The sequence below is a fragment of the Paenibacillus amylolyticus genome (genome assembly GCF_003719335.1).
Taxonomy (GTDB): Bacteria; Bacillota; Bacilli; order Paenibacillales; family Paenibacillaceae; genus Paenibacillus; species Paenibacillus amylolyticus_D.
In genome coordinates, this window is record NZ_RIAS01000002.1 from 482,050 (window position 1) to 501,798 (window position 19,749).

The following is a 19,749-nucleotide window of genomic DNA, read 5'->3' on the forward strand; positions in this document are numbered from 1 at the left end:
GAACATGGCGATTGCCCGAAAACCAAGGCAGCGAAGCATTATTCAGACCATTGTCATGACCAGCATGGCGAATATTCTCATTATGGCTGTGACCACGTTAACCTCAATTATTACAGCCCGTATGTTCGGAGCGACGGGGAAAGGGGAACTCGCTGCCGTTTTATTTTGGCCTGCATTCATTTCGGGTTTGGCCGCATTTGGCCTGCCCACTTCGTTAATTTACAATGTCAAAAAGAACAGTCAGCAACTCCCTGTTTATATCAGTATGAGTTTTGCCGTTCAGATTCCGATTAGTATCATCGCCGGGTTGATTAGTTGGTTTGGTATCCCTGTCTGGTTATCTGGATATTCAGAATCTGTCATTACTATTGCACGATGGTATACCGTATCCATGGTTCCAGTGATGCTGTTCATGGGTGTGCTTGCAGCCGCCGCACAAGGAACCGACAAGTTCCATATTTATAATCTGTCGCGCTTGCTGGCTCCCTTATTGAATCTGGTAGGATTGGTACTATTGTGGATAGCCCAGGTATTAACCGTGGAAAGAGCCATTATGATCAGCTTAGCCAGCACTATACTGGTATTGACCTGTTATATGATTGCGATGCGTCAGCAAATATTCAGTTCCGTCAGCAAGCTGGTAGCTCAGATTCGAACAGGGATTCATTTATTCAGCTATGGCCTTCGTGTATATGGTGTAGAGCTGCTGGGCACGTTGTATAGCCAGTTTGACAAAATTATTATTTTGGCTCTGCTGACGCCCAAAGATTTCGGATTATATTCGGTTGTGTTTGCCCTGTCACGTATGTTTAATGTTGTGCAGACGGCAATCACCAATGTCATTTTTCCAAAGGTAGCCGGCATGGAGCAGCAACAGGTGTTGTCTCTTGTTGGCAGAGCTTTTCGCATTAGTATGGTACTTATGACGATCATCATCATACCGAGTATGCTGATTGGTCGTTTTTTTATTGGTTTGTTGTTTGGCCCGGAATTTCTGGAGGCCAGCGGTGTATTTTATCTGTTATCTCTGGAGTGTATTGTTGGCGGAGGATCATGGATTCTGGCTTCCGCATTTAATGCGCTGGGGAGACCCGGCGTTATCGTGCTTCGGCAGGTCATTGCGCTTGCTGTGACGATCACGTTGTTTTTTGTGCTTACACCGATGTTCGGGCTATACGGTTTAGGGCTGGCGTTGTTACTTGGTTCCTTTGTCCGTATGCTGATGTCGTTAATATCCGTAACGATTATTTTCAAAATGCCGATGCACAAAATGTTGTATAACAATGAAGATATGGCCTTCCTCAAGCAAAAATGGAGAGAAAAAAATCTTATTAAAGGAGCCAGAAGAGATGTCAAACGTGCAAAAGATTCATCCCATGGATGAGTTGAAAAAACGACTTGAATCGATCCTTGAGGTTGTACCTCCTCATTCGAAGATTTACTACATTGATTATCCGGTCTATAGTAACGGTGGCGATATACTAATTATGAAGGGAGCGGAAGCCTTTTTTAAAAGCAATAACATCAGGGTTTCTGCAAGATACAGTGTGCATGACTTTCATGAGAACATTCGCATCCCCGATGATCATATCATCGTTCTTAGCGGGGGAGGTAATTTCGGAGATTTGTATGATGCTCACCAGAACGTGAGAGAATCAATTGTTAAAAATTATCCTAGGCACAGAGTCGTTATTTTGCCGCAAACTATTTTTTATAAAGAAGAATCCAATATTCACAAAACCGCTGATCTTTTTAACCAGCACAAGGATCTCCACTTGTATGTACGGGATGAGTCATCTCTTCAACTGGCTACGACGTACTTCCAACATTGTCACGTAAAGCTTCTTCCAGATATGGCACATCAGCTTTGGCCTATCGAAGTTAAGCGAACACCAACCAGTGAGGAACTTCATTTTTTTAGAACCGATATTGAGAAAAATGCAGAGCAAACGGACTCGATATTAGATGGAGATTACCTGGATTGGCCCACATTGTATAACAAGTACGAGCGAAAGCTAATCTACTATATCAGTAAAGGATTAAAGAAACCTGCTTCGCGAGCCATTTCCCAATTCATATGGATGAAATATAGCGACTACCTTGTGAATAAGGCTATACGCTGCTTCTCGAATTATCGCATGATTCACACATCCAGGTTACATGGTCACATCCTGTCTTGTCTAATGGCGAAGCCTAACCTATTAATTGATAACTCTTATGGGAAAAATTCGGGATATTACCGGATATGGACACATGAAGTGAACACAGCCAATATGGACTCTTCTTCCAAGGCGAGTGCTCCACCCGTGCCTAAGTATATGGAATCAACGGTAACCGTGTAACGAACGAGAAGTTGTCCCGTATCATCTTAAAATATATAGAGTGGAGTGGTTGCATTGAGAATCGTACTTCTCTCCGGTGGATCGGGTAAGCGATTATGGCCTTTGTCCAACGACACGAGATCTAAACAATTCCTGAAAGTGCTTGAAGGTGAGGATGGGCAGACGGAATCCATGGTACAGCGCGTATGGAGACAATTGAAGCATACGGGGCTGAGCGAACAAGCAACGATTGCAACGAGCAAACCTCAGGTGGAGATTTTGCGAAGTCAGTTGGGGTATGAAGTGGATCTGGTCGTTGAGCCTGAACGAAGAGATACCTTTCCTGCAATCGCCTTGGCGGCTGTATATTTATATTCCGTGCAGGGAGCCAGCTTAAATGAAACGGTAGCGATGCTTCCGGTTGATCCCTATGTGGAGGAGTCTTTTTTTTATAAGGTAACAGAGCTTGAGGACATATTAGATGACTCCGGTGCGGAGCTTGCGTTAATTGGAGTGAAGCCAACGCATCCTTCGGAAAAGTATGGTTACATCATTCCAGAGCGGTCTGAAACCAAAGAAGAACAACGTTATGCTAAAGTATCCCGTTTTCAAGAGAAACCCCGTGAAGCTGAAGCGGCAGAGATGATCGAACAATCTGCCCTTTGGAATTGCGGGGTTTTTGCATTCAAACTCAACTATTTGATCAATCTGCTCATCTCGCTTGAACTGCCCATCCAGTATGAAGAAATGCTGAAACAATACGGGAGATTGCAGAAAATCAGCTTTGATTATCAGGTGGTGGAGAAGGCTGAGCATATTGTGGTTACACCTTATGAGGGGTATTGGAAAGACCTTGGTACATGGAACACGCTGACAGACGAGATGAGTACCAATATTGTGGGCAAGGGTGTCATGACGAACAGCACGGTGAACACACATTTGATTAATGAATTAAACATTCCGGTCTGTGTGCTGGGAGTATCCAACTTGATCGTGGCAACAAGTCCTGATGGCATTCTCGTCAGTGAAAAAGAGGCTAGTCCTCAGATCAAAGAATTGTTGAAAGACAGCGCTGAGCGCCCCATGTATGAAGAACGTCGCTGGGGCTGTTACAGAGTGCTTGATTACACACGCAATAAAAAAGGCGAAGAAGTATTAACCAAACGCATCATCATCGAGCCCCATAAAAACTTTTCGTACCAGTACCATCTCAAACGAAATGAAGTATGGACCGTTGTCTCAGGAGAAGGTGAATTCATTATGGACGGCGAGCTCAGACCGCTCCATCAAGGAGATGTCATTGTGATTCCGGCAGGGGGGAAACACAGTGTCAAAGCGTTGACCGAACTCGAAATTATTGAGGTGCAGATGGGCAGTGAACTGGTGGAAGAGGACATCGTTCGCGTTGAGATGGAATGGGAAGATATTATCCAAAATTGCGTGAATTGGGGGAAAACAAGATGAATATTGCGGTGATTGGAACAGGTTATGTGGGCCTGGTATCAGGGGTTTGTTTTTCGGAGATTGGAAATCAGGTGATCTGTGTAGATAACAATGAGGAAAAAGTACAAATGCTGAATGAGGGCATCGTTCCGATCTACGAACCTGGTCTTAAAGAGTTGATGACTTCCAATATGCAAGCAGGTAAACTGGCTTTCACTTCAAACATCGGTGAGGCGATACACCAATCAGATATTGTCTTTATTGCCGTGGGTACACCTTCTCTGCCAAATGGCGAGGCCAACCTTAGTTATGTAGAGCAAGTAGCATACGAAATTGGTACACATCTCGAAAGCTACAAAATTATCGTGACCAAAAGTACAGTTCCTGTAGGTACCAATGACCGTATCCGCGATCTGATTCGCAACATATCCTCCCAGCCATTCGACGTGGCCTCTGTTCCCGAGTTTTTGCGAGAAGGCTCCGCAATCAAGGATACGCTTAACCCCGACCGGATTGTCATCGGCACCAGCAGTGAACGGGCCATCCAGACGTTAAAGAAACTTCATCGGCCCTTAACAAGCAACCTGATTATTACAGATATCCGCTCAGCGGAGATGATTAAATACGCATCCAACGCATTTCTGGCAACCAAAATATCTTTTATTAATGAAATTTCGAATATTTGTGAGAAAGTTGGCGCCGATGTTACACGTGTTGCAGAAGGCATGGGGTACGATAAACGCATCGGGTCTGCTTTTTTGAAGGCAGGTATCGGTTATGGCGGCTCTTGTTTTCCTAAAGATACACAGGCACTGATTCAGATAGCAGGTATGGTGGATTATGATTTCAGACTATTGAAATCCGTGGTGCAAGTCAATCAGGACCAACGCATGCAAGTCATCTACAAGCTTCAGGAAGCGCTAGGGTCACTCGCAGGAAAAACGATTGCCATCTGGGGACTCGCCTTTAAACCGGATACGGATGATGTGCGAGACGCACCGGCCATTGATATTGTTCAACATCTTATTGATGCCGGAGCAACGGTCAAAGCTTACGACCCGATTGCAACGGATAACTTCCGTAAAGAGATCGACATTGCCTCTATTTCGTGGGAGGATAGCCCGCTTCATGCTGCTCAAGACGCGGATGCACTATGTGTGCTGACAGAATGGAAGGAGTTTGCCCAGGTTGATCTGACAACCTTAGCCCAAACGATGAAGGAGCCTGTGATGATTGATGGTCGTAATGTGTATAGTGCTGAGCAGATTCAAGCATCTGCCTTCCACTATTATTCTGTCGGACGTCCAGGTCTTGTGAAGCTGGAAGGGAAAGCGACAGCAATTATCTAATCTGCCAGTGAATATTAACAATATGAGTGAGGAAGATCCCCATGAAAAAGTGGATGAAATGGACGGCATGGATCGTTTCCCTTTTGATCATCGTTGTATTCGGTTATGCGATCTATCTCTATCAATCGGTTAAATCAACTGCTGATCAGATCTATGAGCCTCGTAATCCGGTACAGCCTGTTTCGATAACGGATGCGAGAGGTGGACAACAGGTTGAACTCAATCGTAAAGAGCCTTTTAATGCATTAATTCTAGGGGTAGACGAGCGCCAGAATGACAGAGGTCGTTCGGATACGATGATTGTTCTTAGCGTGAATCCGGGGAAAAAGAAAGTGTTGATGTTTAATATTCCGCGAGATACAAGAACGGAAATTGTAGGACGTAACACCGAAGACAAGATCAATCATGCTTACGCTTTTGGTGGCGTGGATATGTCACTGGCAACAGTGGAGCAATTTTTGGGAATTCCTATTCATTATTATATGAAAGTAGATATGGAGGGGTTTTCTAAAATCATTGATCTCGTTGGGGGTGTGGATGTAAACAACCCGTTTGCTTTTGATTATGAGGGCCAACGATATGAGCAAGGCAATATTCATCTGGATGGTGTGGCTGCACTCGGGTTCTCCAGAATGCGTTATGATGATCCGAAGGGAGATTTGGGACGGAATGATCGTCAGCGGGAAGTTCTGAAGCAGATGCTCAAAAATACGATGCAATTCTCCAGTGTGCTTCACCTTCAGAATATGCTGGATGAACTAGGTACCCATGTCAGAACGGATCTGACATTTGACGAGATGAAAGAGCTACTTCTCGATTATCGTAGCGACCTAGAAGAGATTGATACGGTAGAGATCAAGGGAAAGGGCGAGAAAATCAACGGTATTTATTATTATATCGTAGGTGAGAAGGAAAAGGAGCGCATTCACGGAATAATAAAGCAACATTTGGAGCCGTAAAGGCAACGTTCGTGAACAGCAAGGAAAGTGGTGGGAATATTGCTGAAAGCGGAGGAAAGAGAAACTAGAAAACAAAAACATCAACGGAAACATCGTTCGTATAGAACTGTGTTTTGGCTAATGCTGGCTGGGGCCTGGATTGTGATGATCTGGCTGATGTCTTCCCAATCCTATCAACAGCAAAATATTCAGCCGTGGCTTCAGCGTTTGACCAAACAGGTGCACATCGGGGTTACATTGCCCGATGTGCACCTGTTTTATAATGGGCACGAGTATTCATTAAGAGAAAGACCATATGCGTTCGTAGAATTCCTCTTTCGCAAGACTGCGCATCTATTAGTCTACGCTGTACTCGCAGTGTTAATCTATGGCAGTCTGCGTTACAAACGGGTGCGCGTCATAACATGCATTGCGGTGGCGCTGATGATCGTTGTGATGATCGCCTCCATCGATGAGTACATTCAACAGTTCAGTCCCAATCGCACAAGTTCAATTCGTGATGTGGGTGTAGACTTGATTGGGGGATGCAGTGGTATTGCAATTTACACAGGAATTCGAACTCTAGTGAGGAGAAAATAATTGATTTCCCAGGAAATGCAGTTGGAAACGTATAGCATGGCTTCTACTTGTTTGCAAACCATCATACATATGGGGTAGGCAGGACAAGGGGGCTGGAATATGTTGCGAAGAAGAAATCGTAATGCATTACTCAAAAAAATCGGACTTATTTTATTTGTAGTGCTTTTGCTGTGGCTGATTATTCGAAGTGTACCTGCGTTGTTTCGTGCAGATGCGCCTACAGAGGCTGCTGCTGTGGCAGAGGAGTTTTACAAGTACGAGCAAACGGGTGACTTCGGAAGTTCTTGGGAGCTTTTTCATCCTCTAATGAAAGAGCGATTCCCGAAGAGTGCCTATGTGCAGAATAGAGCACACATCTTTATGCAACATTTTGGTGTGCAGACGTTTGAACTGGAGATGGAATCGCCGGAGCGGGAATTTGATGTGGAGATCATTCAAGGCGTAAAGCCCTTTTCCGAAGCTTACAAAATAAAAGTTAAACAAACGTATTCCGGAACCTTTGGAAAATTTGATCTTGTTCAGATGTGTTACCTTGTGCAGGATGGTAAGCAGTGGACGCTGCTATGGTATTATCCAGATGAGAGGAAACACAACACCGAAACTTCATCATGAGGCGCGATAGGATGTAATATCAAAGTAAAAAAGAAAATATTACATACGATGTGATGTAATTGGAGGTTGACCACGCCGAATTGTATCATTAGTCCCTAATCAAGCGCTATAAATGCGAGACTTTTGTCGCGTTTATAGCGTTTTTTTGAATTTCCAACCTAATTTTGTGCTTAAAAAGCTTGACAATAGTCCTGGTGTCAAGTAAATTACGAATTAGGATACAAAATGTATCAATTTTCAGCGTCTAACGACAAATAACAGGGACTAGAGACTCCCTGTGAGGGGAAGGTATTCCATTGAATGAAACGGGCCGCTTTTACTGTGTCAGTTGTGGGATGATTGTGTCGGTCGCTAGAGACGCTGCCCAGAAGTCAGAGGGCAATGGAGGCAATCACGTGTTTCGTACTGGATTTTACCGGAGTGAAATGCCGCTTGGATGCTGTGAAGCGTGTGTAGTTGAGTCAAAACGAGAAGGTAAGTCCCAGTTTGCAGGACAATTTACTAAAGATTATGATACACTATGCTCATATGAGAAACGGGTATGAAATAAGCCCGTCCATGAAGGAGAGGATTGAATGCAGCAGGAGCCGGTCGTCCGACTTCAAGGCGTCAGTAAAATCATTTCCTCCCGATCATTGGTCAGCGACCTGACCCTGGATATTTCTCCGGGGCAGGTTTTTGGTTTTTTAGGACCGAATGGCGCGGGGAAGACAACAACAATTCGAATGATGGTAGGTTTGATGTCCATTAGTAAAGGAGATATTTTCATCTCTGGACACAGTGTGAAAAATGAGTTTGAACAGGCGATAGCCCAGGTAGGAGCGATTGTGGAAAATCCGGAGATGTACAAGTTTCTGACCGGATATCAGAATCTGGTGCATTTTGCCCGTATGTCACCTGGTGTTACCAAGGAACGTATTGCAGAGACGATTGAACGTGTAGGCCTGACAGCGCGGATTCATGACAAGGTAAAAACCTATTCTTTGGGTATGCGTCAACGTCTTGGCGTAGCACAGGCTATCTTACATAGACCCAAGTTGCTTGTTCTGGATGAGCCAACGAACGGTCTCGATCCTCAAGGGATAAGGGAACTAAGGGACTATTTGCGGCTTCTCACCCATGAAGAGGGAATCACAGTCTTTGTCTCAAGCCATCTATTGTCCGAGATGGAATTGATGTGTGACACCGTAGCTATCATTCAGAACGGTAAACTGATTGATGTTCGGAATCTGCGAGATGAACAAGGTTCAGATACACTAGTCGAAGTTGCTTTTGAAGTAGATGATGCAGAACGTGCTGTTCAACTTATGGAGGGAGAGGCAGTTATCCAGGGCAAGGTTATCGTGATGTCTCTCTCACGGGAACAGATTCCTGATGTCAATGCCAAGCTGGTTCGTGAAGGTGTGCAGGTTTACGGCATTCGCAGTGTGACACGTACGTTGGAAGATCAATTCTTGCAAGTGACTGGAGGTGGCGGTATTGGGTAGTTTCGGCAATCTGCTGCTGAATGAAAATATGAAAGTGTTCCGTCGTGTGCGTACCTGGGTTATGTTAGCTATCCTTGCTCTGATATCGCTGCTAATGCCCGTGTTAATGAAGCAGGGGATGGGGACAAGTGATGTGCTGTATTGGCAGCCGGCAGTTACAACAGTTCAGATCGCATTTTTCCTGAATACGATTTTCTGTGTCGTCGTTGCAGCGGAATCGGTGGCCGGGGAATTTACGTGGGGAACCATCAAACTGTTACTCATCCGTCCATGGTCACGCAGTAAAATTCTGGCTTCCAAATATCTGACGGTAGTGGGCTTCAGCATATTAAGTACGCTATTGGTCATTGGTATGGCCATGCTCAGTTCTTATATTCTGTTTTCCCATGATGTTTCGGTAGAGAGTGGTGTACTGGCAGGCGATGCGTTTACGAGATGGAGCTATCTGTATATCGACCTTTTCATTACACTCGCGATTGCCTTTATGGTTTCTTCTGTATTTCGCTCGGGTGCGCTTGCAATCGGTCTGTCCCTGTTCATTATGTTCACGCAAAATATATTTTCACTGATCTTCAATCCGGATCGTTATGAATGGGCTAAATATGTTCTGTTCAACAATATGGATCTGAGTAAATATATGGACTCACCAGGTATGGGCTTAATGAATGGTCCAAGTGAAGGGATGACTCTGGGGTTCTCCTTAGCCGTTCTCGGTGTATATTATGTCGTCTTTATGGTGATATCCTGGGTAGTATTTAACAAAAGAGATGTGGCAGGTTAACTCCTGCCTCTTTTTTTGTTTGCATGTGGCATGGCTGTCTATTCAGGGTACATACTGGTATTGTAAGGTTAGAATAATTGTAAGGTTAAAATCATATTATCGTCGCAGTCACTTTGGCATGGCAGCGCATGGGGGGATCACGTTTCTTGATTAACAACAAATTTTACCGCATATGCACGGCAATTATTTTACTATTGCTGATCGTGTATTTGGGGGATAAAGTCAACTTTATTTTCCGCCCTCTCACTTCGCTGATTCATATCATTATTATCCCGCTGCTGATCGCAGGATTTTTCTATTATCTATTGCGTCCGCTCGTAGACTTCATGGAACGGCACAAAATCAAAAGGGCACTGTCTGTCTTAATTATTTATGTCGTTGTGGGACTCCTCATCGCAGGATTCAGCGTTCTCGTGTGGCCTTCGTTGCGAGAGCAGTTATGGAATTTTATCGAGAATACACCTAAGCTTGTTTCTTCCCTTGTAGAGCAGATTAAAGCACTGGAAAACAATCGTTTTCTTGCTCGTTACCTGCCTGAGAATTCGGACTTGTTTACCAGGTTGTCCGAGTATTTAAGTCAAGGAATTACGCAAGTTACGGATTATGTCTCTGGTCTGTTTTCTGTTGTGTCCAACCTGGTCATTATCTTGGCGACATTCCCGATTATGCTCTATTACATGCTGAAGGAAGGCAGCAAATTTGGAACCAACCTAACGCTGTTATTGCCGAGACATTATCGAAAAGACGGGGAAGAAACGGTGCACGAAATAGATGAGGCTCTGAGTAATTATATTGTAGGTAGGGTTATTGTTAATGTGGCGCTGGGCATTCTCATGTTTATCGGTTTTATTCTCATCGGGTTGCCTTATGCATTATTATTAACGGTGGTTTCTATTATCCTGAACTTTATCCCTTACGTGGGAGCGTTGCTGGCGGCGATTCCTGTTGTGATCGTTGCTTTTATCGACTCGCCTTCCATGGCACTCTGGTCTCTGATCATTATTGTCGTTGCACAGCAGATTCAGGATAATCTGATCTCCCCTTATGTATATGGCAAACAACTTGATATTCATCCGTTGACTACGGTGATCCTGTTGCTCGTTGGAGCCGACCTGGGCAACATTCTGGGTATGATTATTATCATTCCGCTGTACATGATTCTTAAAATTATATTTAGGAAAATTCAGAATCGCATTGTTGAAGATCGAGCAGAAGCCTAATGTGTGGCGAGACAGGTCTGGCTGGGCTGTGATACTAAACGTAGACTGTACAGGATGACACAAGAGGGGGCTCGCTTGTAATATCTCTAAATAACCCATCATGACTTGAGAGCGCCCTGAGATGCTTCACCTGTAAATATCAAGAAAAGGTCTGTCCATGTCGGTAATGACGTGGACAGACCTTTTAAATTAAACATTTTTTTCTTTCTCGTCTTCATCGGTGTAGTCTGACATGTTCAGTGGTTCTTTCGGGACGACCGCGACTTTGTAGAAGCGATTTTTATCTTTTTCCAGCAGGACGAAGGTCAGATTCTCATATTCGTAATCGTCCTGTTCATTCATCTCTGGACGGTGGCTGTAGAGCCATCCACCAATCGTATCCCACTCGTCCGCATCAAGCGAAGCTAGGAACATATCGTTAACCTTGGACAGCGAAACCTTACCATCCATGATGACATAATGCTCATTCACGATCTGAATCTCTTCTTCTTCATCTGCGTCGAACTCATCGCGAATCTCACCAACAATCTGCTCCAGTACGTCTTCAATCGTTACAATACCCGACGTGCCCCCGTACTCGTCGACAAGAACAGCAATATGCACGCCATCCTTCTGCATTTTTTTGAGAAGGTCCTTTACCGGGGTTGTCTCATGAACGGCCGACACGGGCTGAATTAGGGAAGACAGGTCGACAGGTTCATCATTACCATACAGTTCTAAGAAAAATTGTTTCGTATTAATGATACCGATAATATCGTCTTTACTCTCATTAACGACTGGAAAACGAGTGTATTGTTCTTCACGAATAATTTCGAGATTTTCTTCGTTCGTTTTATTTAGATAAAGGCAGACCATATCAGTCCGGGGAACCATGATCTCTTTGGCCAACATCTCATCAAATGCAAAAATTCGGCTAACATACCCAAATTCAGCCTGATTGATCTTACCACTCTCAAAGCTCTCATTGATAATGATCTGGAGCTCTTCTTCGGAGTGCGCGTCTTCATGTTCTGAAGCAGGCTTGATGCCAAACAATTTGACCAGTTGGTTCGCAGAGCCGTTTAACAGCCAGATAAAAGGATACATCACTCGGTTAAACAAGATGATAGGGCCAGACGTCAGCAGTGCGACAGTCTCGGCTTTGCGGATCGCTATCGTTTTGGGTGCAAGCTCACCCACAACAACGTGTAAATAGGTGATCGCAACAAAGGCAATGACAAATGACAAGAATGAAGAGAGTGCATCTGGGATACTCATGCTTTCGAACACCGGATGCAGGATTTTCTCTACCGTGGGTTCACCGAGCCAGCCTAGTCCGAGAGACGTAATTGTAATCCCGAGCTGACAAGCAGACAGATATCCGTCCAGATTGGCGACGGCCTGTTTTACAGCGAGCGCCCGTTTGTTCCCTTCTGCAATCATTTGATCGATCCGGCTCGGACGAACCCGTACCAGTGCGAACTCCACTGCCACGAAAAATGCCGATAACCCTATCAAAAATGCAACCAAAACCAAATTTAACGCATACCTCTCACTGTCCATTCACTACTCTTCTCCTTTTATGTAATAAGTTTTAACGAGTATTATATCTAATTTTACGTAAGAAGACCACCTTTACCGAAGAAAAGAGGAAGAGTCTGGAAAGGGAGAGATGCAAAACGGTGTTGAAATTAGGTTATGTAAAGTTTTATCTAAGTATTCGTTACGAATAAGGTCGACATTGGGTATCTATGATTAGCTGGGAACATTATCGTCAAAGCTGGTTAGAATGAAACAAGGCAAAGCTGGTGAGCGAGATGACGGAATATTACAAAATAGATAATTAAAATATTAGAGCGTATGCACTAAGGGGGAGGCCGCATGTTCTGGCTGTTCATTATTTTACTTGTTTTTATTTTTCAAGCGGCTACGATTCTTTTGCTGGAGTTCCGCAATCCGGCCAAAGCAGTGGCTTGGTTGTTCATCTTATTTTGTGTGCCTATAATCGGATTCGTTGTGTACTATTTCGTGGCACAGGACTACAGCAAACGCAAAAAACTGCGAAAGGGAGGGTCTCGCATCTTCAGGGAGATGCGCGAAACGATCTGGAAACAGGCGCACATTATAGAAGAGGTTGCCCAAATGCCGGGGGATCGATACAATCACCAGCACCGTTTATTCAACCTGTTAACCCATTTGTCCGAGAGCCCGATTACGGGATGTAACCGGAGCAAGGTGCTCACAAATGGGGAAGAGGCTTTTGCAGCTATGCTTAGAGAGATGGAGAAGGCGAAGCACCATCTGCATGTCGAGTTCTATATTTTCAGAGATGATGTGATCGGTACTCGCTTTCAAGAGGTGATGATCCGTAAAGCCCAGGAGGGAGTTAAAGTCAGGTTCATTTGCGATGGGCTTGGCAGTCATAACCTGAGCTGGAGTTTTATCCGCAAGCTTCAAGATGCGGGTGTTGAGTTTCATTTTTTTCTGCCGCCGCTCATTGCGACGATTGATCGCAGAGTCAATTACCGAAACCACCGTAAAATTGTAGTTGTGGATGGGAAGGTTGGTTTTGTGGGCGGTATTAACGTCGGAGATGACTATCTGGGTCAATACCCGGAGGTCGGATTTTGGCGAGATACCCATGTGCAGATTGAAGGAGATGCTGTCTATTTCCTGCAAAGCACGTTTCTTAACGACTGGAAGCTGGCCTCGGGAAAACGGATCATGGAGCCGCAGCTCGGAGAATTGTTTCCACCCCATATTTGCAGCGGCGGAGAACGGATTCAGATTTTAGGCAGCGGACCCGATCAGGATTGGGATGCCATTCAGGAGATGTGTTTTGGTGCAATTTCAGTAGCCTGCGAACGTATATACATTACCACCCCGTATTTCATTCCTGATCCAGCTCTTTACGAGGCTCTCAAGACCGCCGCAGTCAGTGGGGTGGATGTGCGAATTGTTATTCCGTATCAGTCCGATTCACGGCTAGTGCATCTGGCATCGCTTTCTTATGTTGAAGAGTTGCTTCGTGCCGGTGTGAAATTTTATCAATACCGCAAAGGTTTCGTGCATGCCAAAGTAATGATCGTTGATGAATTATTGGCAACAGTAGGCACGGCCAACATGGACATGCGCAGTTTCTTTTATAATTTTGAATTGACGGCTGTATTGTTTGAAAGCTCTGCGATCCATCGTCTGCTGCATGATTTTGAACGTGATCTAGAGGAGTGCAGCCAAATAGATACCTTCGCATTCCAACATCGTTCACGGCTGCAAAAAGGGGCTGAAATGCTTTCTCGCATGCTTTCTCCGCTTCTTTAGCTGATTTAGGGCAGATTTCCGAAGATAAATTCACTTTTTTTGAATTTATCTTCTTTTTGCTAAGTATTTTGCTCCAATTTGATCTTTTATGATATAATAGTTATATAAATCATGTCGTGATGAAGGAGGGGAGTCTGGGGAAACAGGCTCCCTTTTGCTCTCTTTTGGAAGTGTGATCCGGCAAGCAGTACATCTTGAATCTATTTTATATCGCCTTTAGATGCCCGTTTTGATGTTGGGTTAAAGTACATGAAGAATACAGTTTGGCTGATTTTCTACATGGAGCTTCCCCGTGGAGTAATTTAATGGATATATAAAATGGATTCACATTCTGATTTTACGGGGGGGATACCATGTCCAATGTAACGGTGAAAGAACTAACAGCCAAGCAAGCCGACCGCGGCGTCAAAAGCTCGGTGTTTACGCTGAAGTTTCTGCAGCGTATTGTAATGATCCTGATCGGTGCTGCACTCATGGCTGTATCGCTTGAAGTATTCCTAGTGCCAAACGGCGTCATCGACGGCGGTATCACGGGGATCTCGATTATGGTGTCAGAGCTTACACATCTGCCGCTGGGGATATTTCTGACTCTGCTCAATATGCCTTTTCTAATCCTTGGTTACAAGCAGATTGGCAAGACCTTTGCATTATCTACTTTGCTGGGAATCGTCGTGATGTCTATTGGAACATCGCTGTTGCACGAAGTTCCAGCACTAACACCGGGTGAACCGCTTCTGGGTGCTGTATTCGGCGGATTGATTCTGGGTGTGGGAGTAGGTCTCGTTATTCGTTCTGGTGGTTCACTGGACGGTACAGAGATCGTAGCTATTCTGTTTAGTGAGAAATCACCGCTGTCTGTGGGACAGATTGTTTTGATTATTAACGTATTTATTTTCGCGGGTGCTGGATTTGTATTCGGCTGGCCAAACGCTCTGTACTCGATGATTGCCTATTATATTGCCATGAAGATGATTGATATTGTGAATGAAGGGTTGGATCAGTCCAAGTCGGTCTGGATCATCAGTGAGAAGTATCGTGATATCGGTTCCGCGTTGACGGATCGTCTCGGACGTGGTGTAACGTATCTGGACGGAGAAGGCGGATTCAGCGGGGATGAGAAAAAGATCATTTTTGTTGTCATCACTCGTCTGGAAGAAGCCAAGCTGAAGTCCATAGTTGAGGATTGGGACCCGCAAGCTTTTGTAGCCATCGGTAACATTCATGATGTGAAGGGCGGGCGTTTCAAGAAAAAAGGCATCCATTAGCGAAGCGCTTGATTTGACACAAGGGTAAGTTAACAACAAAAGAAAGCACCATTGTTCTGCTACATCAATAGCCGATATCCTGAATTACAGGGTATCGGCTATTTTTTCTTCAAATGTTTCAGAATCAGTTCCATAGGTTGCGGAGGCACGGCTGCTATCAGGTCCCCAACGGTTGTCAGACGTTCAATAATGTTCATAAGATGAAAATCCTGAATCGAGACATCACGGCGCACCTCATCCCAAGTCAGCGGTGTGGAGACGGTTCCCTTTGGCTTGGCGCGAGGTGTATAGGGAGCAGCCAATGTTTTGCCGCCATAATGCTGGAGATAATCAAAGTAAATTCGATCACCCCGATCTTTTTTGAGCCGTTCCAGTGTAAACAATTCAGGATGCTTTTGCGTGACATATTTACCTACAAAATGACCGATATCCCGTAACTCATCAAATGTTACACCAGACGTAATTGGCACAATAATTTGAACACCTGTGGCGCCAGAGGTTTTGGGAACGGATTGCAATCCAAGGGAAGACAATGTTTCACCTACAATCAATGCGGCCTGCATGATCCGCGGCTCATGCTCCATCGAAGGGTCGAGATCAATCATCCATTCACAAGGAAGCGTACTGTTAATCGCATGAAGCGAAGGATGGAATTCAAGTGCTGCTAGATTCCCTAACCAGAGCAGTTCAGGTAGCCCGTTCATGACGATGTAGCGGATGCCTTCATAGTTCTGTGTATCAACGAAATCAGGTACGGGCTCTGGTGCATTTTTCTGATAAAAAAACGTGTCGTTGGCGCCATGAGGGTATCGAATGGTTGTCAATAAACGGTTGCGGGTGTATGTCAGTAGATAGGGAGCAAGAGCAGCCAGTTTTTGCAAATAGATAGCTTTGGTTATCCCTGCTTCTGGCCATAACAGTTTGTCTGGATTCGTAACCGTGAGTTCTACACCTTCGATCATGATGGAACCTTTAATTTTGTGTGGCACACTGTGCATCTCCTTTCAGTGGAATTAAGGGTAGAGCTGGCTCGCCAGGCAGTCCTCCCGTGTCACTTCTGCAAAAGTTTGGATGCTAGGATGACGAAGCGTTTGATGATGGGTCAGTTCCATGTACTGCACCTTAAGCCCAATCTTGGGTTGTACCCAAGTTGTCTCTGCGCTTCGCTCAGGGATGTTATGGAATGGTCTATCTTTTATGATAAGTGGTTGCACCTGTGAAGTGAGTTCCCGCCAGCGATTGATGTTCAACTTCCCTGTACCTACATGACCAATATAGATAAAATGAGGTCCGTCAAATACGCCGACTGCAACGGCGTTTACGATTCCATCGCGATACGTAACGCCCCCGATCATGGCGTATAGATCATGCATGATCTTCACTTTCTGCCAGCGTGAGTCCTTGCCGCCGATCCCGTAAGTGCTGGTGAGATCCTTGCAGACGATACCTTCCATCTGATGTTGCCTCATGACGTGAAGCAGAGCGGGTGCATCGGGTGCGTTGGTCACTTCCTGAACATGATTGCTGGTACGTAGCACTTGGTGAAGCAGCTGCTGGCGAGCAGATAATGTCTGATCTGTGACCCACTTCCCGTCGTAATAAAGAATGTCAAAAACCATATAAGTAATCGGTATCTGCTGTTTGGCTTGAGCAATGTTATGCGGCTTGCTCATGCGATCCCGGCGGAGTACATGGTAAAAGGAAGGACGTCCCGAATTTGGATCGAGTGCGATGATCTCACCATCCAAAATGTAAGAGGTACCCTCACATAGATCGCGCGGTTCTACTAGTTCTGGATACTGGGTCGTCCGGTCGTGTAATCTGCGATTGACGAGCCGTAATTCTTGTCCGTTCTCATAGGCGAGCATGCGTACACCATCCCACTTAATCTGGGCAATCCATTGGGAGCCTGCGGGTAAAGAGTCCCGGGATACAGGTTCGAACGGTATAACAGGTTTGATCATGTGTTACTCCTTTCCTTATGCCAGCCGCATATTAGGTTTAAACCAAATACGTGGAGGGCATTAATGTTTTTGCAATTTATGTTTCAAATGATGGATCAGGATCAGCAGCAGCGGGAGAAAAATGCCACAGGTCAAATCCCAGTCAATCCAGTATGGAATGATCACTTTCAGATAGAATGTTTCATTCGGAGAGATCAGGATGGAACACGTTAAAATAAGCAATGCCGCTGGGAAGATGAGATTTCGATAGCTGGACAAGCGAAACAGATGAGCGAGTCCAAGCGCAAAGCTGTAGAAGAAGAGCACACTTTTGAAAAATACAGCGATAACCCAGACGGAAGCCATAATGGCTTCAATTCGTTGCAAAAATTTTCCGATGTTAATCAAGCGTGACAGATTAAACGACGTAAACCAGTAATGCTGTGTCATGAATGGTCCCAAAATAAGCAGACACATGCTTATGGTCAGCGTTAACATTAATCCGCCAATCATACCCATGAGCAAAAAATCTCTTTTCAGATGAGGGCGCTGTTCCGTGTAAGGCAATAACATCATGAAAATACATAATTCACAGTACGGATATGTAAGTACAGCAACAAAGCCTTTGAAAGGATCGAGGAATCCCCGACCAAGGATAGGTTTTATATTGTCGAGCTCTGCTTTGGGGAGTAGACATAGTGTGAGAATAATCAAGAACAGGACAACGATAGGCAACAAGATTTCAGCAGTTCTTCCGATGTTAGGGAGCCCTGACCGCAATCCCCAAACTAGAGCACAGATGAATGTCAGGTGTAACACCCATAATGGCGAATTTCTCAGAATGTCCGTCGTCATAAAGTCTCCCATTTCACGGATAAACGTCGATGCACCAATCAGAAAATAAAAAAGATAGAATGCGCTGACAATAGCACCTACCCAAGGCCCCAGCACCCGGAGTACATGTTCAATTAAATTCAGACGCGGATCCAAGCGATATACGGCAAACATGATCAGAAGTACAACCATTCCGCCTCCTACGCCAAGTAAGGAAGAGATCCAGGCATCTTGCTGAGCATAAGATGTGATCATCGTTGGGAAAAAGAGAATCTGCTCACCGATTGTGCAAAGGAACATCAGCGAAGCAAGTTGCCTGACGGTCAAACGTCCCTTTTCAATCATTCCAATAAATCTCCTTCGTCTGACAATGTTTAAGTCTAGGTTAGGATGTACCAATATTTACGGTTTTATCAGAGGTATAAAAAAAGCCCGACCTTTTACCTCCCGAAGAAGCTTTGGAGGAACGAGGGTCAGGCTTTTTTTGCAGTAACAAGTTTGGCCAAGAGAAGGAATGCAGAATTAAGTCGGCAGAGTGAATGGATGGTAACAGCTTGCGTTTAAAGTAAAACGAATTGGCTTTAGGCCTCTGCAGTCAGGCGGATTCCGATGTTTTGCGGGTCTGACGCGTACCATGCATCTCCATCCGGGCTTACTTCAACACCTGCCTGGCGCAGACGTTGAACGGCCTGCTCAACTTCATGGTTATGGGCATACACAATGGTGAAATAGTCGATTCCCGTAGCATTAGCAGGATTAATCGGAGCGTTCACTCCAGCCCAGATATTCAGCCCCAGATGGTGATGGTACCCTCCGGCAGACACAAACAGTGCTGACATGTTGGCGAAGTTGCCTACAACATCAAATCCGAGAATACCGGAGTAGAAGCTGCGGGCTTCTTCCAGACTGCGAACGTGAAAGTGAACATGACCGATAACGGTGCCAGCTGGCAGGCCGCTCCAAGTTTCACTTGCCGACAGATCAAACAAGCTTTGCACATCCACTGGATCGCTTGCCATGACATAATTATTGTCAGCATCCCGTTTCCAAGTATCGCGAGGGCGGTCGGCATAGATTTCAATCCCGTTCAAATCGGGGTCAGAGATATAAAAGGCTTCACTCACCAGGTGATCTCCTTGACCGATATCGATCCCGGATGCGACAAGATTACGAATGGCAAGTCCAAGCGACTTGCGGTCAGGCAAAAGAATGGCAAAATGGTACAAGCCGGCATGGGAGCGCTCAGGCAATGTAATGCTGTTGCTCACTTCTTCAAGGCGAAGAAGGACGTTCTTTCCGCCCGCTGTCATTGTGGCGATATGATCTTGGCGTGTCAGCAGTTTGAGGCCAACAACGTCCGTATAAAACTGGATGGATCGATCCAGATTGCTAATTTTGAGACTGACTTCACCTAAATGGGTTGTGGCTGGAATTTGATAAGTAGTACTCATGGTTAGTTCCTCCTTATAATGCTTTCTCATGTGAACAAATCACAAATTATGATGTGGGAATATTAAATATTGGAACGAGTTGCATATCGATATAAGGGTGAGAGCCTTGAAGCATATGACTTGAAAATGAAACAACACTATACAAATACAAATAAGTTACTTTTCATAAGTTAATATAAAATATTTACCTCGTTTAGTCAATAAC

General features: G+C 44.9%; 17 protein-coding genes. 12 read left to right on the top strand and 5 right to left on the bottom strand.

What is annotated here, in order from left to right:
- Positions 1-4: 4 nt before the first annotated feature.
- The 10 genes from EC604_RS05870 to EC604_RS05915 all read left to right on the top strand — a co-directional run bounded on the left by EC604_RS05870 (position 5) and on the right by EC604_RS05915 (position 10,751).
- Positions 5-1,384, top strand: coding sequence for a lipopolysaccharide biosynthesis protein (locus EC604_RS05870; protein ID WP_240036674.1), 1,380 nt, complete (start codon positions 5-7; stop codon positions 1,382-1,384).
- On the top strand, positions 1,350-2,342 hold the full coding sequence (locus EC604_RS05875) for a polysaccharide pyruvyl transferase family protein (protein WP_123063235.1): 993 nt from the start codon (positions 1,350-1,352) through the stop codon (positions 2,340-2,342). The genes EC604_RS05870 and EC604_RS05875 overlap by 35 nt, the downstream gene beginning before the upstream one ends.
- 54 nt (positions 2,343-2,396) lie before the next feature.
- Complete coding sequence (locus EC604_RS05880) at positions 2,397-3,785, top strand: sugar phosphate nucleotidyltransferase (RefSeq protein ID WP_123063236.1); 1,389 nt, start codon at positions 2,397-2,399, stop codon at positions 3,783-3,785.
- Positions 3,782-5,113 (top strand): UDP-glucose dehydrogenase family protein, encoded by a 1,332-nt coding sequence (locus EC604_RS05885; protein WP_123063237.1) that lies wholly within the window; start codon positions 3,782-3,784, stop codon positions 5,111-5,113. The genes EC604_RS05880 and EC604_RS05885 overlap by 4 nt, the downstream gene beginning before the upstream one ends.
- A 41-nt stretch (positions 5,114-5,154) precedes the next feature.
- The gene (locus tag EC604_RS05890; protein WP_123063238.1) at positions 5,155-6,072 is read left to right on the top strand and encodes an LCP family protein; all 918 of its coding nucleotides are present in this window, start codon (positions 5,155-5,157) and stop codon (positions 6,070-6,072) included.
- Between the two features lie 108 nt (positions 6,073-6,180).
- A complete protein-coding gene (locus tag EC604_RS05895) occupies positions 6,181-6,651 on the top strand; it encodes a VanZ family protein (protein ID WP_151458053.1) in 471 nt (156 codons plus the stop codon).
- Positions 6,652-6,750: 99 nt separating this feature from the next.
- Complete coding sequence (locus tag EC604_RS05900; RefSeq protein WP_123063240.1) at positions 6,751-7,263, top strand: hypothetical protein; 513 nt, start codon at positions 6,751-6,753, stop codon at positions 7,261-7,263.
- A gap of 575 nt (positions 7,264-7,838) precedes the next feature.
- Positions 7,839-8,750 carry an ABC transporter ATP-binding protein gene (locus EC604_RS05905; RefSeq protein ID WP_123063241.1) on the top strand — a complete coding sequence of 304 codons (912 nt, stop codon included), beginning with the start codon at positions 7,839-7,841 and terminating at the stop codon, positions 8,748-8,750.
- Positions 8,743-9,531 (top strand): ABC transporter permease, encoded by a 789-nt coding sequence (locus EC604_RS05910; RefSeq protein ID WP_123063242.1) that lies wholly within the window; start codon positions 8,743-8,745, stop codon positions 9,529-9,531. The genes EC604_RS05905 and EC604_RS05910 overlap by 8 nt, the downstream gene beginning before the upstream one ends.
- A gap of 146 nt (positions 9,532-9,677) precedes the next feature.
- A complete protein-coding gene (locus EC604_RS05915) occupies positions 9,678-10,751 on the top strand; it encodes an AI-2E family transporter (RefSeq protein ID WP_240036675.1) in 1,074 nt (357 codons plus the stop codon).
- A gap of 189 nt (positions 10,752-10,940) precedes the next feature.
- Here EC604_RS05915 and EC604_RS05920 read toward each other — a convergent pair whose 3' ends face one another.
- Positions 10,941-12,293, bottom strand: a complete 1,353-nt coding sequence (locus tag EC604_RS05920) for a hemolysin family protein (RefSeq protein WP_123063244.1) — start codon at positions 12,291-12,293, stop codon at positions 10,941-10,943.
- 318 nt (positions 12,294-12,611) lie between these two features.
- Between EC604_RS05920 and cls the strand changes: the two genes are divergently transcribed.
- Both cls and EC604_RS05930 read left to right on the top strand, forming a co-directional pair.
- Positions 12,612-14,051 (top strand): cardiolipin synthase, encoded by a 1,440-nt coding sequence (cls, locus tag EC604_RS05925; protein WP_123063245.1) that lies wholly within the window; start codon positions 12,612-12,614, stop codon positions 14,049-14,051.
- A 353-nt stretch (positions 14,052-14,404) separates the two neighbouring features.
- Positions 14,405-15,316, top strand: coding sequence for a YitT family protein (locus EC604_RS05930; RefSeq protein ID WP_123063246.1), 912 nt, complete (start codon positions 14,405-14,407; stop codon positions 15,314-15,316).
- 98 nt (positions 15,317-15,414) lie between these two features.
- Here the strand turns inward: EC604_RS05930 and ligD are convergent, their stop codons facing one another.
- The 4 genes from ligD to EC604_RS05950 form a co-directional block, all read right to left on the bottom strand.
- Positions 15,415-16,314 (bottom strand): non-homologous end-joining DNA ligase, encoded by a 900-nt coding sequence (gene ligD / locus EC604_RS05935; protein WP_429351459.1) that lies wholly within the window; start codon positions 16,312-16,314, stop codon positions 15,415-15,417.
- Positions 16,315-16,329: 15 nt separating this feature from the next.
- Entirely contained in the window at positions 16,330-17,280 is a 951-nt protein-coding gene (locus EC604_RS05940; protein WP_123063248.1) for an RNA ligase family protein, read from the bottom strand.
- 60 nt (positions 17,281-17,340) lie between these two features.
- Entirely contained in the window at positions 17,341-18,438 is a 1,098-nt protein-coding gene (locus EC604_RS05945) for a GerAB/ArcD/ProY family transporter (protein WP_123063249.1), read from the bottom strand.
- Between the two features lie 236 nt (positions 18,439-18,674).
- The gene (locus EC604_RS05950; RefSeq protein WP_123063250.1) at positions 18,675-19,544 is read right to left on the bottom strand and encodes a VOC family protein; all 870 of its coding nucleotides are present in this window, start codon (positions 19,542-19,544) and stop codon (positions 18,675-18,677) included.
- Positions 19,545-19,749: the final 205 nt, after the last annotated feature.

Excerpts from the sequence above, each read along its gene's own strand:
- EC604_RS05870 (WP_240036674.1), top strand. The coding sequence starts at position 5 with ATGGCGATTGCCCGAAAACCAAGGCAGCGAAGCATTATTCAGACCATT.
- EC604_RS05875 (WP_123063235.1), top strand. The coding sequence starts at position 1,350 with ATGTCAAACGTGCAAAAGATTCATCCCATGGATGAGTTGAAAAAACGA.
- EC604_RS05885 (WP_123063237.1), top strand. The coding sequence starts at position 3,782 with ATGAATATTGCGGTGATTGGAACAGGTTATGTGGGCCTGGTATCAGGG.
- EC604_RS05890 (WP_123063238.1), top strand. The coding sequence starts at position 5,155 with ATGAAAAAGTGGATGAAATGGACGGCATGGATCGTTTCCCTTTTGATC.
- EC604_RS05900 (WP_123063240.1), top strand. The coding sequence starts at position 6,751 with ATGTTGCGAAGAAGAAATCGTAATGCATTACTCAAAAAAATCGGACTT.
- EC604_RS05905 (WP_123063241.1), top strand. The coding sequence starts at position 7,839 with ATGCAGCAGGAGCCGGTCGTCCGACTTCAAGGCGTCAGTAAAATCATT.
- EC604_RS05920 (WP_123063244.1), bottom strand. The coding sequence starts at position 12,293 with ATGGACAGTGAGAGGTATGCGTTAAATTTGGTTTTGGTTGCATTTTTG.
- cls (WP_123063245.1), top strand. The coding sequence starts at position 12,612 with ATGTTCTGGCTGTTCATTATTTTACTTGTTTTTATTTTTCAAGCGGCT.
- EC604_RS05930 (WP_123063246.1), top strand. The coding sequence starts at position 14,405 with ATGTCCAATGTAACGGTGAAAGAACTAACAGCCAAGCAAGCCGACCGC.
- ligD (WP_429351459.1), bottom strand. The coding sequence starts at position 16,314 with ATGCACAGTGTGCCACACAAAATTAAAGGTTCCATCATGATCGAAGGT.
- EC604_RS05940 (WP_123063248.1), bottom strand. The coding sequence starts at position 17,280 with ATGATCAAACCTGTTATACCGTTCGAACCTGTATCCCGGGACTCTTTA.
- EC604_RS05945 (WP_123063249.1), bottom strand. The coding sequence starts at position 18,438 with ATGATTGAAAAGGGACGTTTGACCGTCAGGCAACTTGCTTCGCTGATG.
- EC604_RS05950 (WP_123063250.1), bottom strand. The coding sequence starts at position 19,544 with ATGAGTACTACTTATCAAATTCCAGCCACAACCCATTTAGGTGAAGTC.